Origin of the sequence: Sodalis sp. RH22, assembly GCF_047324165.1 — a bacterium.
Classification (GTDB): domain Bacteria; phylum Pseudomonadota; class Gammaproteobacteria; order Enterobacterales; family Enterobacteriaceae; genus Acerihabitans.
Window position 1 is genome coordinate 4,869,341 of sequence record NZ_CP178731.1, and the last position, 15,407, is coordinate 4,884,747.

Genomic DNA, 15,407 nt, shown 5'->3' on the forward strand with positions numbered 1-15,407 from the left:
CGACGATGAAAGCGCATGTCTATACAAAATACCTTTCCCGACTACGATAACCTGACCCAACTGCTTAACCAACAGGCCGTGGCGCTGACGCCGGCGGAAATGCATGGTTTGATAAGCGGCATGCTGTGCGGCGGCAACAAGGATCACAGTTGGCAGACGCTGGTGCACGAGCTGACCAACGAGGGCATGGCCTTTTCCCAGACCCTGGCCGACCCGCTGCGCCAGCTGCACGAAGCCACCGCGCAAACCCTGGACGACGAGGAGTTTATGTTTCAGCTGCTGCTGCCCGACGACGACCGCGCCACGGTATTCGAGCGCGTGGACGCGCTGGCCGGCTGGGTAAATCATTTCCTGTTGGGGCTGGGCGTGATGCAGCCGCAGCTGGATAAAATCAAGGGCGAGCTAAAGGAAGCCATCGACGATCTGCGCAATATCGGCCAGCTCGGCTATGACGAAGATGAAGATCAGGAAGAGCTGGCGCAGTCGCTGGAGGAAGTCGTTGAATACGTGCGTATGGCCGCCATTCTTTGCCATAATGGATTTACCCGCTCGGAGCACGCCGGCCCGCTGGAAAAGCCAAAGCCGACGCTGCACTGATCGCCGCAACCGGCAGCACCGCCCGTTGAATTGTTGAGAGTATGGCAAGGCAGGAGAGAGTGATGACATCACAAGAATTTTTACGCCGCCGGCAGGCATTGTTGGCCAACATGGCTCCGGCCAGCGCCGCCGTCATTTTTGCGGCGCCGGAGGCGACGCGCAGCGCCGACAGTGAATATCCCTATCGCCAGAATAGCGACTTCTGGTATTTCACCGGGTTCAACGAACCGGAGGCGGCGCTGGTGCTTATCAAAAGCGACGCGACCCATTCGCACAGCGTGCTGTTCAACCGGGTGCGCGATCCCGGCGCCGAGACCTGGTTCGGCCGCCGCCTGGGCCAGGAGGCCGCCCCGGCCAGACTTGCCGTGGACCGGGCCTTGCCGTGGGACGAAATCAATCATCAGTTGCACCTGCTGCTGAACGGACTGGATGTGGTCTATCACGCCCAGGGACAATACGCCTTTGCCGATACCCTGGTGTTTAACGCCCTCGATACCCTGCGCCGCGGCTACCGTCAGCATTTGCGCGCGCCCGCCACGCTTACCGACTGGCGCCCCTGGGTGCACGATTTCAGGCTGGTTAAATCGGCGGAGGAGCTGGCGGTCATGCGCCGCGCCGGCGAAATCACCGCGCTCGGGCATACCCGCGCCATGCGGGCCTGTCGTCCGGGGCAGTATGAATACCAGCTGGAAGGCGAAATCCTGCATGAATTCAACCGGCACGGCGCCCGCTATCCTTCCTACAATACCATCGTCGGCAGCGGCGAAAACGGCTGTATTCTGCACTACACCGAAAACGAGGCGCAGATGCGCGACGGCGATCTGGTGCTTATCGACGCCGGCTGTGAATACCAGGGGTATGCCGGCGATATCACCCGCACCTTCCCGGTGAACGGCAAGTTCAGCCCCGAGCAGCGGGCGGTGTACGACATAGTGCTGGCGATGCTGGAGAAATCCCTGGCGTTGTACCGGCCGGGCACCAGTATCCGCGAAGTCAATGAACAGGCGGTGCGGGTTATGGTCTCCGGGCTGGTGGCGCTGGGCGTAATGAAGGGCGACGTGGACGGGCTTATCGCCGCCCAGGCCCATCGGCAGTTCTTTATGCACGGCTTAAGCCATTGGCTGGGGCTGGATGTGCACGACGTCGGCGACTACGGCACCCCGGAGCGGGGCAGGACCCTGGAGCCGGGCATGGTGCTGACCATCGAGCCGGGCATTTATATAGCCGCGGACGCGGATGTGCCGCCGCAATATCGCGGCATCGGCATCCGCATCGAGGACAATATCGTTATCACCGAACAGGGCAACGACAACCTCACCGCATCGGTGGTCAAGGACCCGGATGCCATCGAAGCGCTGATGGCGGCGGCGCGCTAGCCTATGTCGGTGATCATTATCGGCGGCGGCATGGCCGGCGCCACCCTGGCGCTGGCCTTGTCCCGCCTGACCGGCGGGCGGCTGGAGATCGATTTAGTGGAAGCGGCCGCGCCGGAAAGCCGGCGCCATCCCGGTTATGACGCCCGCGCCATCGCCCTGGCCCAGGGCACCAGCCAGCAATTAACCGCCATCGGTGTCTGGCCTTCGCTGATGTCCTGCGCCACGCCCATCACCCGTGTCGAGGTCAGCGATAGCGGCTATCCGGGTAAAGTCTCGCTGTCCGCGCGCGACTACCGCGTGCCCGCGCTGGGTTATGTGGTGGAGCTGCACGACGCCGGGCAGCGTTTATTTGCCCTGCTGCGCCAGGCGCCGGGGGTAAGGCTGCACTGCCCCGCGACGCTTACGGATATTACCCGCCGCCAGGACGATATCCTGGCGCGGCTTGACAACGGGACGGAGCTGACCGGCTCGCTGCTGGTGGCGGCGGACGGTTCGCACTCGCAGGCGGCGCGCCATTGCCATATGCAGTGGCGCCAGGAGGACTATGGGCAACTGGCGATTATCGCCAATGTCACCACCGCTGAGGCGCATCAGGGCCGGGCTTATGAGCGTTTTACCGAACATGGGCCGCTGGCCATGCTGCCCATGTCGCAGGGGCGCAGCGCGCTGGTGTGGTGCCTGCCGCAGTCCATGCGCCAGGAAATCACCGGCTGGAGCGAAAGCCGGTTTATCGACGCGCTGCAAGCCGCCTTCGGCTGGCGGCTCGGGCGTATTACCGCCTGCGGGCAGCGGCAGTGTTACCCGCTGCAGCTGCGCACCGCCACGCGCCAGGTAAGCCATCGGCTGGCGCTGGTGGGCAACGCGGCGCAAACCCTGCATCCTATTGCCGGCCAGGGGTTCAACCTGGGCTTGCGTGACGTGATGACCCTGGCGGAAACCCTGGCCGAAGCCCTGGCGCGGGGCGAGGACCCGGGCGCCTACGCCACCCTGCAGCGCTATCAGCAGCGCCGTCTGCCCGATAAGGACCGCACGGTCGGCATTACCGACGGCCTGATACATTTGTTTGCCAACCGGCATCCGCCGCTGGTGGTGGCGCGTAACCTGGGTCTTGCCGCCATGGCCGCTTCGCCGGGGCTGCGCGACGCGCTGGCGCGGCAAACCCTGGGCTGGGTGGCGCGTTAGCACCCTTACGCTGGTTCCCGGTCTTTAAAAGGATATTACAGTTATGCAAGCATTTGACGTGGTCATCAACGGCGGCGGCATGGTCGGCCTGGCGCTGGCCTGTGGACTCCAGGGCAGCGGCATGCGCGTGGCCGTGCTGGAACAACAGGCGCCGGAGCCGGTGCCGCCGGCCGATAACCCCGCGCTGCGGGTATCGGCCATCAACGCCGCCAGCCAGCGCCTGCTGGAACACCTGCAGGTCTGGGACGATATCGTCGCGCTGCGCGCCAATCCCTATCAGGGCATGCAGGTCTGGGACAACGATGGCTTCGGCAATATCGCCTTTGACGGTAAACAGCTGGGCTACGCCCATCTGGGCCATATCGTCGAGAACCCGGTTATCCACCAGGCGCTGTGGCGCCGGGCCGGGCAGCTGTCCGACGTGACGCTGCTGTGCCCGCGCGCGCCGCGCCAGATTGCCTGGGGCGAGAACGAAGCGTTTATCACCCTCGACGACGGCGGCATGCTGACCGCCCGGCTGGTGGTGGGCGCGGACGGCGCCAACTCCTGGCTGCGCCGCTACGCCGATATTCCGCTGACCTTCTGGGATTACCAGCATCACGCACTGGTGGCCACCGTGCGTACCGAACATCCGCACGGCGGCATTGCGCGCCAGGCGTTTCACGGCGACGGCATCCTGGCGTTCCTGCCGCTGAGCGATCCGCATCTTTGCTCCATCGTCTGGTCCCTGCCGCCCGAGAGGGCGCAGTCGCTCCAGGAACAGGCGCCGGCCGGATTTAACGCGCAGCTGGCTGCGCACTTCAACCTGGCGCTGGGGTTATGCGAATTGCAAAGCGAACGGTTAACCTTCCCCCTGACCGCCCGCTATGCGCGGGATTTCGCCGCCCACCGCCTGGTGCTGGTGGGCGACGCGGCGCATACGGTCCATCCGCTGGCCGGGCAGGGGGTAAATCTCGGTTTTATGGACGTGGCGGAACTGCTGTCGGAGCTGCGCCGGCTGCAGCAGGCCGGCAAGGATATCGGCCATCATCCCTACCTGCGGCGCTATGAGCGCCGTCGCAAGCATAGCGCCGCCGTGATGCTGGCCGGCATGCAGGGGTTCCGCCAGTTGTTCGACGGCAATAACCCGCTGAAAAAATGGGTGCGCGACGCGGGACTGCGCCTGGCCGATACGGTACCCGGGGTCAAACCCCGGCTCATCCGCCAGGCCATGGGGTTAAACGATCTGCCCGCATGGCTGGAACCGGGCGCGGTTTGACTGAAATAAACTAATTTAACCCGCTATTTTGCATTATATTTTCTAATCCGATATCGGGAATAAAGTCTTTGCCCCTGACCAAAGTCAGGGTTTTTTGTTATCATATTTTGCTTTTGACGGCCGGCATTTATTGTTTGTGCGCCGTATTCGCCACTTTGCCAACATAACATGCTGATTCATGCCTATCCCCTCCGCCTGCGCCGCCCTGGCCGCAGGATAATTTAATTTATGGTTTCCCCCGGGATTCAGTGGTAACTTCTGGCAAAAGGTATCGTTTGCGCCGCCGGATTCGCTGTGGGCGTCGCGGCGTAAAATTCAATTTTACAGCTCCTGATTTGACGACAAAGAGGACGAGATGGCCCAGCTGACATCGTTGTATGAACAGCACATAGCGTGCGGCGCGAAAATGGTGGACTTCCATGGCTGGATGATGCCGCTGCACTATGGCTCCCAGCTGGAGGAGCATCACCAGGTGCGCCGCGACGCGGGCATGTTTGATGTGTCCCATATGACCATTATCGATTTAACGGGTCCGCGCACCCGCGAATACCTGCGCTACCTGCTGGCGAACGACGTGGCCAAGCTCACCGTGCCCGGCAAGGCGCTCTATAGCGGCATGCTGAACGCCTCAGGCGGCGTTATCGACGATCTGATCGTCTATTTCCTCGAAGAGACTTATTTTCGCCTGGTGGTGAATTCCGCCACCCGCGACAAAGACGTCACCTGGGTGACCGACCACGCGGCCCCCTACGGTGTGTCGGTACGGGTACGCGACGACCTGGCGCTGATTGCCGTACAGGGCCCGCGGGCGCAGGAGAAAGCGCGCACGCTGTTTACCCCCGCGCAGCAGGCGGCGGTGGCCGGGATGAAACCGTTCTTCGGCGTGCAGTCGGAGGATTTATTTATCGCCACCACCGGGTATACCGGCGAGGCGGGATTTGAAATTGCGCTGCCGAAAACCGAGGCGGAGTCCTTCTGGCGCAAACTGCTGGCGGCGGGCGTCAAACCCTGCGGCCTGGGCGCGCGCGATACGCTGCGCCTGGAAGCCGGCATGAACCTGTACGGCCAGGAAATGGATGAGCGTATTTCTCCCCTGGCGGCCAACATGGGCTGGACCATCGCCTGGCAGCCCGAGGATCGGGATTTTATCGGCCGCGAGGCGCTTGAAGCCCAGCGCCGCGCCGGCACCGACCAACTGGTCGGCCTGGTGATGACGGAAAAAGGTGTGCTGCGCAACGACCTGACGGTACACTTTACCGACGCCGACGGTAATATGAAAACGGGCGTGATAACCAGCGGTTCGTTCTCGCCCACCCTGGGTTTCAGCATTGCCCTGGCCCGCGTGCCCGCCGGTATCGGCGAGCACGCCATTGTATTAATCCGTAACCGCGAAATGCCGGTTAAGGTCACCAAACCTGGTTTTGTACGCGCCGGTAAACCGGTCGTTCAATAATTAACTTTGCAAGAGTGAGGAAGGCAATGAGCAATGTGCCGCAAGAACTAAAATATACCCCCTCCCACGAATGGGTGCGCAACGAAGGTAACGGCGTGTATACCGTCGGCATTACCGAACATGCCCAGGAACTGCTGGGCGATATGGTGTTTCTCGACCTGCCGGACGTCGGCACATCCTTCGCCGCCAGCGACGATTGCGCGGTAGCCGAATCAGTGAAAGCCGCCTCGGATATCTATGCGCCCATCGGCGGCGAGATCGTGGCGGTGAACGAAGAGCTGGAAGCGTCGCCGGAACTGGTGAACAGCGCGCCCTACACCGAGGGCTGGTTGTTCCAGATCAAGGCCGACGACGAAAGCGAGGTCGCCGGATTGCTTGACGCCGAGGCCTATGAGGCCACGCTTGACGAAGACGAATAACCGCCACCGAGACCCGGCCCCGCACGGTTAATTAGCCATCCGGGGCCAACAGGCGGGACAGGGCGTCGCCACACCGGCCCCTGTCCCTGCCGAGCACGTTGCCTTTCCCCGTCCCATGCCCGATGCAGGAATTGTTGTTTATGACCCAGACTCTCAGCCAGCTTGAACACCATGACGCTTTTATCAAGCGTCATATCGGCCCCAGCGCGCAGCAGCAGGCGCACATGCTGTCGGCTATCGGCGCCGCGACGCTCGACGCGTTGATTGGCCACATCGTCCCGGCCGACATCCAGCTGCCGGCGCCTCCGGCGGTCGGCGATGCGGCCACGGAATCCCAGGCGCTGGCGGAGCTCAAGGCCATGGCGGGTCTTAACCAGCGTTTTAAAACCTATATCGGCATGGGCTACAGCGCGGTGGTCACCCCGCCTGTGATCCTGCGCAACATGCTGGAAAACCCGGGCTGGTACACCGCCTATACGCCTTACCAGCCGGAGGTCGCCCAGGGGCGCCTTGAGGCCTTGCTGAATTTCCAGCAACTGACCCTCGACCTGACCGGGCTGGATATCGCCTCCGCCTCGCTGCTGGATGAAGCCACGGCGGCGGCGGAAGCCATGGCGCTGGCCAAGCGCGCCAGCAAGCTCAAACAGGCCAACGTGTTTTTTGTCGCCGACGATGTCCATCCGCAAACGCTGGACGTGGTGCGCACCCGCGCCGAGACCTTCGGTTTCGAGGTGATCACCGGCCCGGCCCCGCGCGCGCTGGAACAGCAGGGTGTTTTCGGCGTGTTGCTGCAACAGACGGGCACCACCGGCGAACTGCATGATTACCGCGCGCTGCTGGCCGAACTGAAAACCCGTCACATCATCAGCTGCGTGGCGGCCGATATGATGGCGCTGGTACTGCTGGCGGCGCCGGGCGCGCAGGGGGCCGACGTGGTGTTCGGCTCTTCCCAGCGTTTCGGCGTGCCCATGGGCTACGGCGGCCCGCACGCGGCGTTTTTCGCCGCCCGTGACGACGTCAAGCGCTCCATGCCGGGACGTATTATCGGCGTGTCCCGCGACGCGGCCGGCAGTACCGCCCTGCGCATGGCGATGCAAACCCGCGAGCAGCATATCCGCCGCGAAAAGGCCAACTCCAATATCTGCACCTCGCAGGTACTGCTGGCCAATATCGCCGGCCTGTACGCGGTCTACCACGGTCCGGAAGGATTGAAACGCATCGCCGCGCGCATCCATCGCCTGACCGCCATCCTAGCTTCCGGCCTGACGGCGGCGGGACTGACGCTGCGCCATGCCCGGTGGTTCGATACCCTCACCGTCAATGTGGCGGATAAAGACGCGGTGATAAGCCGCGCGCTGGCCCGCGGCATTAACCTGCGCGCCGACCTGGACGGGGCGGTGGGGATAACGCTTGATGAAACCACCGGCCGCGACGACCTTGCCGCGCTGTACGGCGTGGTGACCGGCGGCGACGCCGTGCTGGATATCGATGCCCTTGACCGCGCGGTCGGGGACGTCATCCCGGCGGATCTGCTGCGCGCCACGCCCATCCTGACGCATCCGGTGTTTAACCGTTACCACAGCGAAACGGATATGATGCGTTATATGCATCAGCTGGAACGCAAGGATCTGGCGCTTAACCAGTCGATGATCCCGCTCGGCTCCTGCACCATGAAGCTGAACGCCGCCGCCGAGATGATCCCCATCACCTGGCCGGAGTTCGCCGAGCTGCATCCGTTTTGTCCCGTCGGGCAGGCGGCCGGCTACCAGCAGATGATCGCCCAGCTCTCCCGCTGGCTGGTGCAGCTTACCGGCTATGACGCGCTGTGCATGCAGCCCAATTCGGGCGCGCAGGGAGAATACGCCGGCATGCTGGCCATACGCCGCTATCATGAGAGCCGCAACGAGGGCAACCGCCGTATCTGCCTGATCCCCAGCTCCGCCCACGGCACCAACCCGGCGTCCGCCCAGATGGCCGGCATGTCGGTCACTGTGGTGGCCTGCGATAAAAACGGCAATATCGATTTACACGATTTGCGCCGGAAAGCCGAACAGGCCGGCGATCAGTTGTCATGCATCATGGTGACCTACCCGTCGACCCACGGCGTATACGAAGAGACCATCCGCGAAGTCTGCCAAATCGTGCACCAGTTCGGCGGCCAGGTGTATCTGGACGGCGCCAATATGAACGCGCAGGTCGGCATCACCTCGCCGGGCTTTATCGGCGCCGACGTTTCGCACCTGAACCTGCATAAAACCTTCTGCATTCCCCACGGCGGCGGCGGCCCGGGCATGGGCCCCATCGGCGTGAAAGCGCATCTGGCGCCGTTTGTGCCGGGGCATGCCGTAGTACATATCGACGGCGTGCTGACGCGCCAGGGCGCGGTATCCGCCGCCCCGTTCGGCAGCGCCTCGATCCTGCCGATCAGCTGGATGTATATCCGCATGATGGGGGCCCAGGGACTCAAGCAGGCCAGCCAGGTGGCGATCCTGAACGCCAACTATATCGCCAGCCGGTTGCAGTCCGCGTTTCCGGTGCTGTATACCGGGCGCGACGGCCGCGTCGCCCATGAATGCATCCTGGACATCCGGCCGCTGAAGGAAGCGACCGGCATCAGCGAGATGGATATCGCCAAGCGCCTGATCGATTACGGTTTCCACGCCCCCACCATGTCTTTCCCGGTGGCGGGAACGCTGATGGTCGAGCCCACCGAATCCGAAAGCCAGGTGGAACTGGATCGCTTTATCGACGCGATGCTGGCCATCCGCGGTGAAATCGACCGGGTGGGCAGCGGCGAATGGCCGCTGGCGGACAATCCGCTGGTCAACGCGCCCCATATCGAGCGCGAGCTGGCGGGCGCGTGGTCCCATCCCTACAGCCGGGAAACCGCGGCATTTCCCGCGGGCTTCGGCAATAAATACTGGCCGAGCGTAAAACGCCTGGATGATGTGTACGGCGATCGCAATTTATTCTGCTCCTGCGTGCCGATCGACGATTATCAATAGGCGCTGACCGGCGCTGTCCCCGCTCCCCCGTCCGCGCCGGTATCGCGCCGCAGCGGGCAGGGGCGCGGACTTTGCCGCCGCTGCTGGGTAGCCCGGCCCGGGCGGCGATCGCTCCCGCGCTGACGCCCATTGCCGCTGTTTTACCCCGCCTGCCCCGGCCGACAACACGTGTTGTTACATCATATCGCCTGATATTCGCCTGGCTAAATGAACCACCTGAGCTGTATGGGGGTCCGATAAGGATTATCCCTTGTCTGAAATTATGAAGACGTTAAAGATGGCCCGGCGGAGCGTGCTTAAGTACGGGATGTGCTTATCCGCGGTCATTTATACTGAGAAAAATAGAATTAATGAGAAAGCTTCTGCAACTATCCCAACTGAAAATTTCCCTGTTTATCGCTTTTTATATCGGGATTATCCTTAACATACCCATTCTGATCCGCCGCTATCAGCAACTGCAATATGATAATGCCTTGTCGGTGGCTATCGAAGTGCTGGCATTGTTTTCACTGGTGTTTTTGTTGACCATGCTGCTCTCGCTGCTGGGAAAGACGGTCTATCGCGTACTGGTGACCCTGGTGGTGGTCAGTTCGGTGGCCGCCAGTTATTACATGGTGCTGTACAACGTGGATATCGGCTACGGCATCCTGGCCGCCGTGATGACCACCGATGTCGACCTGTCAAAGGAATCGGTGGGTTACCACTTCTTTATCTGGGTTATCCTGGTCAGCCTGATCCCCCTGGCGCTGATTTGGCTGGCGCCGATGCCCGAAGCGGCGCTCAAGCGCAGCAGCGTCAGGCATATTTCCAAAAAAGGGCTGCTGATCGTTACCGCCGCCCTGTGCTGCTGGCTGCCGCTGAAGCTGATGGGCCAGGTACAGGACCAGCACGATCGCGAGAATAACCGCACCATGGCCAGCTACGGCGGCGTGGTCGCCGGCTCCTACTCGCCGTCAAACTGGCTGTCGGCGCTCGGCATGCTGATCTACAGCTCCTATAGCCAGGCGGAGGACAGCCGCAAGCTGTACGACCCGGCGCAGCATTTTACGTATGTGGCGCCGAAGGATGTCAAGGATCTGTATGTGGTGTTTATCATCGGCGAGAGCGCGCGCCGCGACCATATGGGCGCCTACGGCTACCAGCGCGATAATACGCCCAACCTGGACAAGGAAAAGAACCTGGCGCTGCTGCAGGGCTACTCCTGCGATACGTCCACCAAGCTCTCCCTGCGCTGCATGTTTGTGCGCGAGGGCGGCGCGTCGGAAGCGCCGCAGCGCACCCTGAAAGAGATGAACGTCTTTTCCGTATTAAAAAAACAGGGCTTTAGCTCCGAGCTGTTTTCCATGCAGAGCGAGGCCTGGTTCTATAATAAGGTGATGGCCGACGACTATGCCCTGCGGGAAACCATTCAGGCGGAAAAACGCAACGCGGGCGAGCCGGTGGACGATATGGCGCTGGTGGACGAACTGCACGATTCCCTGGCGCGCCATCCCGACGGCAAGCACCTGATCGTACTGCATACCAAGGGTTCCCATTATATGTATACGGAGCGTTATCCGCGCCAGTTCGCCCGTTACCAGCCGGAATGCCAGGGCATCGATGATGCCTGCTCCACCGAGGAACTGGTCAATTCCTATGACAACAGCCTGCTGTACACCGACTATTTCCTGAAACAGGTCTTCGATCAGCTGCGCGATCGTAACGCCATCGTGTTCTACGCCTCCGATCATGGGGAATCCATCGCGGAAAATATGCATTTCCACGGCACGCCGCGCGATCATGCGCCGATTGAACAACGCACCATCCCCATTATGGTCTGGGCCTCCGACGGCTTCCTGCGCGGGAGCGATCACCAGGCGGCGTTTAGCCGGCTGCGCGCCCTCGCGGCGGCCAAGACCCCGGTATTCCATGAAAAACTCTATGACAGTATTTTAGGCTGCATCGGTTTTACCTCCCCCGACGGCGGCATCGTCAAGCAGCGTAACTGGTGCCAGACGCCTTAGGCCGCGGCGTCCAGGTCAGAGATGGCCTTGGCGAGACGCCGGTGATGCCCGGGGATCTGATTTTTCAGTCATCACGCCCGATACCCGGCACAAGGCACCCTGTGCCGGGTATGGCGGACACCCACGGTGTTGACATCGCGTCTGCCGCATGTCTACTCATTGTCGATACTTTTACCTATAAGGTTGTTATGCATACCCAGGCGGTTTTACAAAAATGGGGCAATGCATTGCGCTGCGTTTATCAGGTAACCTTAAAACCATCCCGCGTTTCGAAGCGGGGGATACGGTGGATATCGAGATGAGCGAGCAAGGATTAGTCATTCAAAAAGCTCATAAAAAACGGTTCCGGGAATCCGACCTGTTAAGGGGACTTACCGCGTATACCGCCCATGCCGACGATCTGGCGGCGCCCATCGCTGGGGAGCTGGATTACTGATGTTTATTCCTGGACGCGGCGATATTTGCTGGCTGGATTTTGCACCAACAAAAGGGAAGGCGATTGGCAAGTATCGCCCGGCGCCAGCACCATGATAGCGTCGCCGCGCCCGGCGGATGCGCTCAGGCGGCCGCGTGATTTTTGCGCCGGGCGAGGCGATAGATTTGCGCCGCCACAAACAGCACGGCCTGGACGATAACGATGCAGGGCCCGGTGGCGCCGTCGATATAAAAGCTTATCAGTGTGCCGGTAACGCAGGAGAACACCGAGACCAGCACCGCCGCCAGCAGCATCCCGTCGAACCGGCGGGCGAGCAGGGAGGCGGTAATGCCGGGTGAAATCAGCATGGCGATCACCAATATCACGCCCACCGCCTGCAGGGCGGCGACAATGGTCAGCGCCAGCAGGCATAACAGGCCATAATGCAGCGTCTTTACCGACAGGCCCAGCACCCGCGCCTGGGCCGGATCAAAACAATACAGCATCAGATCCCGGCGTTTAACCAGGATGACCAGGGATACCGCGCCGGCTATCAACACGACCTGCCACAGCTCCGCGGGCGTAATGCCCAGCACATTGCCGAACAGGATATGGCTGAGGTGCTGGTCGGTATCGATACGTGAAAACAGCACCAGGCCGAGGGCGAACATGCCCGAGAAGACAATGCCCATGACCGTGTCCTCCTTCACCCGGCAGTGGTCTTTGATATAACCGGTGCCCAGGGCGCATACGATACCCGATCCAAAGGCGCCGGCCACGATCGGCAGTCCGGCGATATAGGCCAGGATAATGCCCGGCAGCACCGCATGGGAGATGGCGTCCCCCATCAGCGACCAGCCTTTGAGCACCAGGAAGCACGACAAGATGGCGCACACCACGCCGGTGGCGATGGCGGCGATAATCGCCCGTTGCATAAACGGAAAGCCCAGTGGTTCGGCGACATAGGCGAGCAGGTAATCCAACCATGCCATCATCCGGCGCTCCGTCTATCTTTAGCCCGCGCCCGGCCACGCATCTTGGCGGCCAGCAGCCCGTGTTTCGGCGCCAGCAAAAACGCCAGCAGGAAAACCAGGGTTTGCAGGGTAACGATAACCCCGCCGGTGGCGCCGTTCAGGAAATAGCTCAGCCAGGCGCCGCAGGCGCTGGTCAGGGTGCCGATGATCACGGCGATTATGATAAGGCGCGGGAAGCGATCGGTCAGCAGGTACGCCGTGGCGCCGGGCGTTATCACCATGGCTATGACCAGGATGGCGCCGACCGTTTGCAGCGCGGCCACGGTACAGGCGCTCAACAGCGTGAAAAAAATAATTTTCAGGCGCAGCGGCGACAGGCCGATGGAGACGGCATGGCCCTCGTCAAAAAACGCCGCCAGCAGATCCTTCCAGATCACGCACAGCACGATAAAAGACACGCCGCTTATCACCTGCACCTGCAGGACATCCGCGTCGGCTATCCCGAGGATATTGCCGAAGATGATCGATTGCACGTTGACCGACGTGGGATTTAGCGAAACGATCAGTAGCCCGACGGCGAAAAAAGTGGTGAAGACAAAACCGATAATGGCGTCCTCGCGCAGCCGGGTATAATGGCGCACCAGCGTCATCACCAGCGCCGCCAGCATACCGGTCAGGAACGCGCCGGCGGCGATGGGCAAACCCAGCGCATACGCGCCCGCCACGCCCGGCACCACCGAGTGGGACAGCGCATCCCCCATCAGCGACCAGCCCTTGAGCATCAGGTAGGCCGAAAGAAAGGCGCAGACCCCGCCGACAATGCCGCTTACCCAAATGGCCTTGAGCATATAATCGTACTGAAACGGCTGTAGCAAGAGCGCCATCATCACGACACCCGCTTATCGGCGTCGACCGCGCGCAGTCCGGCCCGCGGCGCCCCGGCCGCCGCGATATCAAACTGGCGCAGCCTGCCGCCGAATACCCGCTCCAGGTTTTCCTGGGTAAAGGCGGCGGCGGTAGGGCCGGCGGCCAGTACCGTGCGGTTGATCATCACCACCCGGTCGCAAAATTCCGGCACGCTGGCCAGGTTATGGGTAGAGACCAGGATCAGATGGCCTTCGGCGCGCAGCGATTGCAGCAGCGCGATAATGGCATCTTCGGTCTGCACATCAATACCGGTAAACGGCTCGTCAAGGAGCATGACCCGTCCCTGCTGCGCCAGCGCCCGCGCCAGGAACACCCGTTTGCGCTGGCCGCCGGACAGTTCGCCAATCTGGCGCTGGCGGAATGCGCTCATGCCGACCCGCGCCAGCGCCCGGTCCACCTGGGCCTTATCCTCGGCGGAAGGGATGCGCAGGAAAGACATTTTGCCATAACGCCCCATCATCACGACATCCGCCACCAGCACCGGGAAATTCCAGTCCACTTCCTCGGTTTGCGGCACATAGGCAATCAGGTTTTTACGCAGCGCCTTCGCCACCGGCAGGTTATCCAGGGTAACCTTGCCGGAGGAAGGGCGCACCATGCCCATAATGCTTTTGAACAATGTCGATTTGCCGCTGCCGTTGATGCCGACCAGCGCGCAGATGGTGCCGCCGGTAAGCCGGAAGCTGGCGTTGCTGATGGCGGTATGGCCGTTATTGTAGGTGACCGTCACGTCGTCCACCCGGAGATCGGGCTGATAGCCGGTGTTGTTCATTGGCCGAACCCCCTGGCGATGGTATCCACCGTCACGTTAAGCAGGCTGAGGTAGTCGGGCACCGGCCCGCCGGCCGCCGACAGCGAATCGACATACAGCACGCCGCCGTAGCGCGCGCCGGTTTCCTTGGCGACCTGCCGGGCGGGTTTATCCGAGATGGTGCTTTCGCTGAACACCACCGGGACCTGCTGCTCCCGCACCAGATCGATCACCCGGCGCACCTGCTGGGGCGTGCCCTGCTCCTCGGCGTTGATCGGCCAAAGATAGGCTTCGCGCAGGGCGTAATCCCGCGCCAGGTAGCTGAAGGCGCCTTCGCTGGTCACCAGCACGCGCAGGGATGCGGGAATATTGGCCAGCCGGGCGCGCAGCGGGGCGTCGGTGGCGGCGATTTTCTCCGCATAGGCTTTGGCGTTGCGGTTGTAGGCGTCGGCGTTGGCCGGGTCGTATTGCACCAGCGCCTTGCGGATGTTTTCCACATAGATCAGCGCATTGGCGGACGACATCCAGGCATGGGGGTTGGGATTGCCGTTATAGGGGCCTTCACGGATAGGCAGCGGCTCGATGCCCTCGGTGACTACGGCCGAGGGCACGTCATGGATATTATCGAAAAAACGGGCAAACCAGCGTTCCAGGTTCAGGCCGTTCCACAAAATCAGGTCCGCCGACTGGGTCTTGACGATATCGCGCGGGGTAGGCTGGTAATCATGGATTTCCGCGCCGGGCTTGGTGATGGATTCCACTACCGCCGCGTCGCCGGCCACGTTGCGCGCCATATCCTGGATAATGGTAAAGGTGGTTATCACCTTGAATTTTTTCTCCGCCATGGCGGGGGTGCCGGCAAGCGATAACGCCATGCCAAACAGCAGGCCCCATGGCGCCAGGGCGGAAAAACGTCTCTTTAACGGCAATAACGGCATGTCGGCGATCTCCATAAACGCTTCCGGTCATCAGGATGGCCCTGGCAGGGTCGGAGTACAGCGTCGTCATCTTTTACCGATGTCCGCACGGCCGGGGCGTCATTACATT

13 protein-coding genes are annotated in these 15,407 nt (G+C 61.9%); 9 read left to right on the forward strand and 4 right to left on the reverse strand.

Annotated elements, in window-relative coordinates; all coding sequences use genetic code 11:
• Positions 1–15: 15 nt before the first annotated feature.
• The 9 genes from ACL2XN_RS22150 to ACL2XN_RS22190 all read left to right on the forward strand — a co-directional run bounded on the left by ACL2XN_RS22150 (position 16) and on the right by ACL2XN_RS22190 (position 11,729).
• Complete coding sequence (locus tag ACL2XN_RS22150) at positions 16–597, forward strand: YecA family protein (RefSeq protein WP_410013593.1); 582 nt, start codon at positions 16–18, stop codon at positions 595–597.
• Between the two features lie 62 nt (positions 598–659).
• Complete coding sequence (gene pepP / locus ACL2XN_RS22155) at positions 660–1,973, forward strand: Xaa-Pro aminopeptidase (RefSeq protein ID WP_410013594.1); 1,314 nt, start codon at positions 660–662, stop codon at positions 1,971–1,973.
• Between the two features lie 3 nt (positions 1,974–1,976).
• Positions 1,977–3,155, forward strand: coding sequence for a 2-octaprenyl-6-methoxyphenyl hydroxylase (ubiH, locus tag ACL2XN_RS22160; RefSeq protein WP_413729483.1), 1,179 nt, complete (start codon positions 1,977–1,979; stop codon positions 3,153–3,155).
• Between the two features lie 43 nt (positions 3,156–3,198).
• The gene (gene ubiI, locus ACL2XN_RS22165) at positions 3,199–4,413 is read left to right on the forward strand and encodes an FAD-dependent 2-octaprenylphenol hydroxylase (protein WP_413729484.1); all 1,215 of its coding nucleotides are present in this window, start codon (positions 3,199–3,201) and stop codon (positions 4,411–4,413) included.
• A 355-nt stretch (positions 4,414–4,768) separates the two neighbouring features.
• The gene (gene gcvT / locus ACL2XN_RS22170; protein ID WP_413721417.1) at positions 4,769–5,866 is read left to right on the forward strand and encodes a glycine cleavage system aminomethyltransferase GcvT; all 1,098 of its coding nucleotides are present in this window, start codon (positions 4,769–4,771) and stop codon (positions 5,864–5,866) included.
• A gap of 26 nt (positions 5,867–5,892) precedes the next feature.
• On the forward strand, positions 5,893–6,285 hold the full coding sequence (gene gcvH, locus ACL2XN_RS22175) for a glycine cleavage system protein GcvH (protein ID WP_410013598.1): 393 nt from the start codon (positions 5,893–5,895) through the stop codon (positions 6,283–6,285).
• 140 nt (positions 6,286–6,425) lie between these two features.
• Positions 6,426–9,290, forward strand: a complete 2,865-nt coding sequence (gene gcvP, locus ACL2XN_RS22180; RefSeq protein WP_413729485.1) for an aminomethyl-transferring glycine dehydrogenase — start codon at positions 6,426–6,428, stop codon at positions 9,288–9,290.
• A 350-nt stretch (positions 9,291–9,640) separates the two neighbouring features.
• Entirely contained in the window at positions 9,641–11,293 is a 1,653-nt protein-coding gene (eptB, locus tag ACL2XN_RS22185) for a kdo(2)-lipid A phosphoethanolamine 7''-transferase (protein ID WP_413729486.1), read from the forward strand.
• A gap of 214 nt (positions 11,294–11,507) precedes the next feature.
• Positions 11,508–11,729: a transcriptional regulator gene (locus ACL2XN_RS22190; protein WP_413729487.1), complete on the forward strand. Its 222-nt coding sequence runs from the start codon at positions 11,508–11,510 to the stop codon at positions 11,727–11,729.
• 122 nt (positions 11,730–11,851) lie between these two features.
• Here ACL2XN_RS22190 and ACL2XN_RS22195 read toward each other — a convergent pair whose 3' ends face one another.
• Genes ACL2XN_RS22195 through ACL2XN_RS22210 form a run of 4 tightly spaced genes read right to left on the reverse strand, consistent with a single transcriptional unit; the run spans position 11,852 to position 15,298 of the window.
• Complete coding sequence (locus ACL2XN_RS22195) at positions 11,852–12,703, reverse strand: metal ABC transporter permease (RefSeq protein WP_413729488.1); 852 nt, start codon at positions 12,701–12,703, stop codon at positions 11,852–11,854.
• The gene (locus tag ACL2XN_RS22200) at positions 12,700–13,569 is read right to left on the reverse strand and encodes a metal ABC transporter permease (RefSeq protein WP_410013603.1); all 870 of its coding nucleotides are present in this window, start codon (positions 13,567–13,569) and stop codon (positions 12,700–12,702) included. Before ACL2XN_RS22200 ends, ACL2XN_RS22195 begins: the two co-directional genes overlap by 4 nt.
• Positions 13,569–14,381 (reverse strand): ATP-binding cassette domain-containing protein, encoded by an 813-nt coding sequence (locus ACL2XN_RS22205; protein ID WP_410013604.1) that lies wholly within the window; start codon positions 14,379–14,381, stop codon positions 13,569–13,571. Before ACL2XN_RS22205 ends, ACL2XN_RS22200 begins: the two co-directional genes overlap by 1 nt.
• On the reverse strand, positions 14,378–15,298 hold the full coding sequence (locus tag ACL2XN_RS22210) for a metal ABC transporter substrate-binding protein (RefSeq protein WP_413731015.1): 921 nt from the start codon (positions 15,296–15,298) through the stop codon (positions 14,378–14,380). The genes ACL2XN_RS22205 and ACL2XN_RS22210 overlap by 4 nt, the downstream gene beginning before the upstream one ends.
• Between the last annotated feature and the right edge of the window lie 109 nt (positions 15,299–15,407).

What these genes read in the sequence shown, in the direction of transcription:
- ACL2XN_RS22200 (WP_410013603.1), bottom strand. Translation starts at nt 13,569, where the DNA reads ATGATGGCGCTCTTGCTACAGCCGTTTCAGTACGATTATATGCTCAAG.
- gcvH (WP_410013598.1), top strand. Translation starts at nt 5,893, where the DNA reads ATGAGCAATGTGCCGCAAGAACTAAAATATACCCCCTCCCACGAATGG.
- ACL2XN_RS22190 (WP_413729487.1), top strand. Translation starts at nt 11,508, where the DNA reads ATGGGGCAATGCATTGCGCTGCGTTTATCAGGTAACCTTAAAACCATC.
- ACL2XN_RS22195 (WP_413729488.1), bottom strand. Translation starts at nt 12,703, where the DNA reads ATGATGGCATGGTTGGATTACCTGCTCGCCTATGTCGCCGAACCACTG.
- ubiI (WP_413729484.1), top strand. Translation starts at nt 3,199, where the DNA reads ATGCAAGCATTTGACGTGGTCATCAACGGCGGCGGCATGGTCGGCCTG.
- ubiH (WP_413729483.1), top strand. Translation starts at nt 1,977, where the DNA reads ATGTCGGTGATCATTATCGGCGGCGGCATGGCCGGCGCCACCCTGGCG.
- ACL2XN_RS22205 (WP_410013604.1), bottom strand. Translation starts at nt 14,381, where the DNA reads ATGAACAACACCGGCTATCAGCCCGATCTCCGGGTGGACGACGTGACG.
- ACL2XN_RS22210 (WP_413731015.1), bottom strand. Translation starts at nt 15,298, where the DNA reads ATGCCGTTATTGCCGTTAAAGAGACGTTTTTCCGCCCTGGCGCCATGG.
- pepP (WP_410013594.1), top strand. Translation starts at nt 660, where the DNA reads ATGACATCACAAGAATTTTTACGCCGCCGGCAGGCATTGTTGGCCAAC.
- gcvP (WP_413729485.1), top strand. Translation starts at nt 6,426, where the DNA reads ATGACCCAGACTCTCAGCCAGCTTGAACACCATGACGCTTTTATCAAG.
- gcvT (WP_413721417.1), top strand. Translation starts at nt 4,769, where the DNA reads ATGGCCCAGCTGACATCGTTGTATGAACAGCACATAGCGTGCGGCGCG.
- eptB (WP_413729486.1), top strand. Translation starts at nt 9,641, where the DNA reads ATGAGAAAGCTTCTGCAACTATCCCAACTGAAAATTTCCCTGTTTATC.
- ACL2XN_RS22150 (WP_410013593.1), top strand. Translation starts at nt 16, where the DNA reads ATGTCTATACAAAATACCTTTCCCGACTACGATAACCTGACCCAACTG.